Below are 3,672 nucleotides of genomic sequence, written 5' to 3'. Positions count from 1 at the left end.
GCGGCGGGCTCGGCCGGCGGGCGCGGGGGCACCGGCGCGTGCGACGACCGGGCGGCGGCGAAGTCGCGCGTCGCCTCGAAGTCCGGCTGCGGCTCGTAGATCTCCAGGGGGTCGGGGGCCCGCACCGGGTCGGTCCGATCGCCATCGGGCCCGGACAGGTCGAGGCGCCGGCCGACGCTCGCCGGCCGCGTCGTCGAGCCGGGCAGGGGCGGGGCCACCACCACGGGCATCTCGAAGGCGGGCTCGAAGGCCGGCTGGAACCGCGGCGGCTCGAGGGACTCGGCCGGCTCCGCCTCGGGCTCCGGCCGGGCCGCCTCGTCGGTGCCGAGGCGGGCGCCGACGCCGCGCGAGATGTTGCGCTCGATGACGACGTCGTTGGGGCCGCCAACGAGGAGCAGGTGCTCGACGTTGTCCCGGCGCAGCAGGATGAGCTGGCGCTGCCGGTCGAGCTCGTAGATGTCGACGATCCCGAGGCGCGGCTGGCGACCGCGGGCCCCGAGCTTCGAGGACAGGACGTGGCCCCGTCCGGTCAGGCGGCGGAAGGCGAACACCACGGCCGCCAGCACCGCGAAGATGACGAGGAAGATGATCGCGAACTGGATCGTCGAGGAACCGTCTGAACTGAAGAACGAAGGCAAGACCGGGGTCTCTCGCTTTTAGGGGCCACCGGCCCGACGCAACACTGATCTCAGCACTATCACGCCCCGGCCGGCCAGGGGCAATAACGTTAAGACTTCGTTAACAGCTCCTTGACGGGCGAGCGCAACGGCCGGTGCAGGCCGGATCTTAACGCGACGTTAACCATGGAGGCGGCAGATTTTGCCCATCGCCCGGCATATCCGACCGGGTGCGGGGTCTGGAGCCGCACCGTGTCCGTCACCGACCTGCCCATCCTCGGCATGCTGCGCACCCGGATGCAGTGGCACCAGACCCGCCAGAAGCTCCTGGCCGAGAACGTCGCCAACGCCGACATGCCGGGCTTCAAGCCCCGCGATCTGGCGAACCCCGATCTCGGTCGCGGCGCCGGCGCGGGTGCGGGCGCCGGCATGGGAGGGGCGGCGAGCTTCGGCGCCATGGCGCTGGCCCAGCCCGTGGGGGCGTCGGGCTCCGGCCTCGCCGTGACGAGCCCGTCCCACATCGCCCTGGCCCAGGCGGGGGAGGGGCCGGGCGCCGATCCGCGCCGGGTCAAGGGCTTCGAGATCCGCCCGAGCGGCAACGGCGTGAACCTGGAGGAAGAGATGATGAAGGCCGGCGACAACCAGGCCGACTACCAGCTCGCCTCGTCCATGTACCAGAAGAGCCTCGAGACCCTGAAGATCGCCATCGGCAAGCGCTGACCCGCGCCCCCCCGCGGATCGTCGCCCGAACCATCGAGAGCGCCATGGACTTCCTCAAATCCCTCACCACCGCCGCCTCGGGCCTCAAGGCCCAGTCGAGCCGTATGCGGGTCATCGCCGAGAACATCGCCAACGCCGAATCGGCCCCGACCACGCCGGGCGGCGACCCCTATCGCCGCAAGATCCCGACCTTCACCCAGCAGGTCGACCGCGAGACCGGAGCGACCCTGGTCGAGACCGGGCGGGTGCGGCGCGATTCCTCCCCGTTCCGGGTTAAGCACGATCCCGGCAACCCGGCCGCCAACGCCAAGGGTGACGTCAGCCTGCCCAACGTCAACGGGCTCATCGAGAACATGGACATGCGCGAGGCCCAGCGCTCCTACGAGGCCAACCTCAACATGGTCACCGCCACCCGCCGGATGGTGGCCAAGACCCTCGAGATCCTCAAGGCCTGATCCGCCTCCGCACCCCTTGCCCACAAGACCCCGCGCCCGAAAGACCCTCCGCCATGGCCACCAACGCCTTCGCCGCCGGCGCCTACGCCGCGATCCAGAACATCGGCGCCAAGGGCGCCATGGCCAAGGCGGCGCCCGTCGCCAACCCGCAGGGCATCAACTTCGGCTCGCTGCTGTCCTCCACCCTCGATTCCGTCGGTGCGGCGGGCCAGCGGGCCGATGCCCAGGCCCTGGCGGTGGCGGGCGGCAAGGCCAACGTCGTCGACGTGGTCACGGCGGTGGCCGAGAGCGAGACCGCCCTCCAGACCATGGTGGCCGTGCGCGACCGCATGATCTCGGCCTACGAGGAAATCATGCGGATGCAGATCTAGTTTTTTGGCATTGCGCGTTGCGCCTTCCGCTTCCCTCCCACCGGCATGGTCGGGGTGACACACGCGCTCGCCGACTGCCTTCGCAAGCCCCGATGGGTCGGCGTGAAGCGCGAAAGGCCCCCTCTCCTGGAAGGAGAGGGTTGGGGTGAGGTGTGGGACATCTCCGGAGAATTCGCACACCTCACCCTGTCCCTCTCCTTCCAGGAGAGGGGACCCGCGCTGCCTGCGGGACGACCCCAAAGCGGCCACCCTCCCTGGATGGACGGCCTCGACGATCCCCCGGACTCGAGAATCGAAACCAGCATGACCGGCCTCGCCATCATCGACGTCGCGCGCGACGGGATCTTCGTATTCCTCAAGGTGGCGGGGCCGATCATGCTCGTCGCCCTCGTGGTCGGCCTCGTGATCTCCCTGCTCCAGGCCCTGACCCAGATCCAGGAACAGACCCTGATCTACGTGCCCAAGATCGTCGCCGTGTTCGCCACCCTGCTGTTCATGCTGCCGTTCATGGGCGACGCCATGGGCGGCTACATGACCCGCATCGCCGCCCGCATCGTCGCCGGCGGGTGAAGCCTGCTATGACGGGGCATGAACCTGCTCCTGCCCGGCATCGCGGCGGCCTTCCTGCTCACCTTCGCCCGGGTCGGCACCCTGGTGATGCTGATGCCGGGCGTCGGCGAGCAGCTGGTGTCGCCGCGCCTGCGGCTGGCCTTCGCCCTGCTGCTGTCCCTCGTGCTGTTTCCCGTGGTGCGCCCCCTGCTGCCGATGCAGGGCGGGGCCATCGCCGGGCCGGGACTCATCGCGCTGCTGTTCGGCGAGGTGCTGGTCGGCCTGATGCTCGGGCTCACCGTCCGCATGGTGCTGGCCGCCCTGCAGGTCGCCGGCGTGGTGGTGTCGCAGCAGCTCGGCCTGTCCTACGCCATGACCGTGGACCCGACGCAGGGCGGCCAGCAGACCGCCATCGGCAACTTCCTGGCCCTGCTCGGTGTCACCCTGATCATGGCCACCGACCTGCACCACGTCGCCCTCTACGCCATCGGCCGCAGCTACGTGCTGCTGCCGCCCGACGGGGTGCCGGGCCTCGGCGAGGCCGCGACCCTCGCCCTCAAGGCCGTCGCACGGGGCTTTGCCCTCGGCGTCCAGATTGCGGCGCCGTTCATCGCCTTCGGCATCCTGTTCAACGTCGGCCTCGGCGTGCTGGCCCGGCTGATGCCGCAGATGCAGGTGTTCTTCGTCGCCGTGCCGGCCTCGGTCCTCATCGGCATGCTGGTGCTGCTCGGAAGTCTCGGCGTGATGATGGGCGTGTTTCTCGACGATATCGGCCGCTACCTTTCGGATCTGGCCGGCCGGTGAGGGCAGAGACGCGCGTCACATCACCCGTCGAAGGTGCGCGCGCCTCCTCCCCCTTGCGGGGAGGAGTTGGAGGTGGGGGTGGTTGGGTGACCCCGGGCCTTCCCGAAGGCGGCACCGGCGCCCGACCCTCGCCCGCCCGGGCTGGCGGAGCCACCC

5 protein-coding genes and 1 pseudogene are annotated in these 3,672 nt (G+C 70.3%); 5 read left to right on the top strand and 1 reads right to left on the bottom strand.

What is annotated here, in order from left to right:
• Positions 1-638: pseudogene (locus FV218_RS22020) on the bottom strand (flagellar biosynthetic protein FliO); the annotation flags it as partial.
• 231 nt (positions 639-869) lie between these two features.
• On the opposite strand from FV218_RS22020, the gene flgB reads away from it, so the two are divergent.
• The 5 genes from flgB to fliR all read left to right on the top strand — a co-directional run bounded on the left by flgB (position 870) and on the right by fliR (position 3,516).
• Positions 870-1,337 carry a flagellar basal body rod protein FlgB gene (gene flgB / locus FV218_RS22015; RefSeq protein ID WP_147711553.1) on the top strand — a complete coding sequence of 156 codons (468 nt, stop codon included), beginning with the start codon at positions 870-872 and terminating at the stop codon, positions 1,335-1,337.
• A gap of 44 nt (positions 1,338-1,381) precedes the next feature.
• Positions 1,382-1,792 carry a flagellar basal body rod protein FlgC gene (gene flgC / locus FV218_RS22010; protein WP_056093117.1) on the top strand — a complete coding sequence of 137 codons (411 nt, stop codon included), beginning with the start codon at positions 1,382-1,384 and terminating at the stop codon, positions 1,790-1,792.
• A gap of 53 nt (positions 1,793-1,845) precedes the next feature.
• Positions 1,846-2,163: a flagellar hook-basal body complex protein FliE gene (fliE, locus tag FV218_RS22005; protein WP_056093115.1), complete on the top strand. Its 318-nt coding sequence runs from the start codon at positions 1,846-1,848 to the stop codon at positions 2,161-2,163.
• A gap of 303 nt (positions 2,164-2,466) precedes the next feature.
• Positions 2,467-2,733, top strand: a complete 267-nt coding sequence (fliQ, locus tag FV218_RS22000) for a flagellar biosynthesis protein FliQ (protein WP_056093112.1) — start codon at positions 2,467-2,469, stop codon at positions 2,731-2,733.
• Between the two features lie 18 nt (positions 2,734-2,751).
• The gene (gene fliR, locus FV218_RS21995; protein ID WP_147711552.1) at positions 2,752-3,516 is read left to right on the top strand and encodes a flagellar biosynthetic protein FliR; all 765 of its coding nucleotides are present in this window, start codon (positions 2,752-2,754) and stop codon (positions 3,514-3,516) included.
• Positions 3,517-3,672 lie beyond the last annotated feature (156 nt).

The sequence above is a fragment of the Methylobacterium sp. WL69 genome (assembly GCF_008039485.1).
Taxonomy (GTDB): Bacteria; Pseudomonadota; Alphaproteobacteria; order Rhizobiales; family Beijerinckiaceae; genus Methylobacterium.
This window is presented reverse-complemented; position numbering and strand designations above follow the sequence as displayed.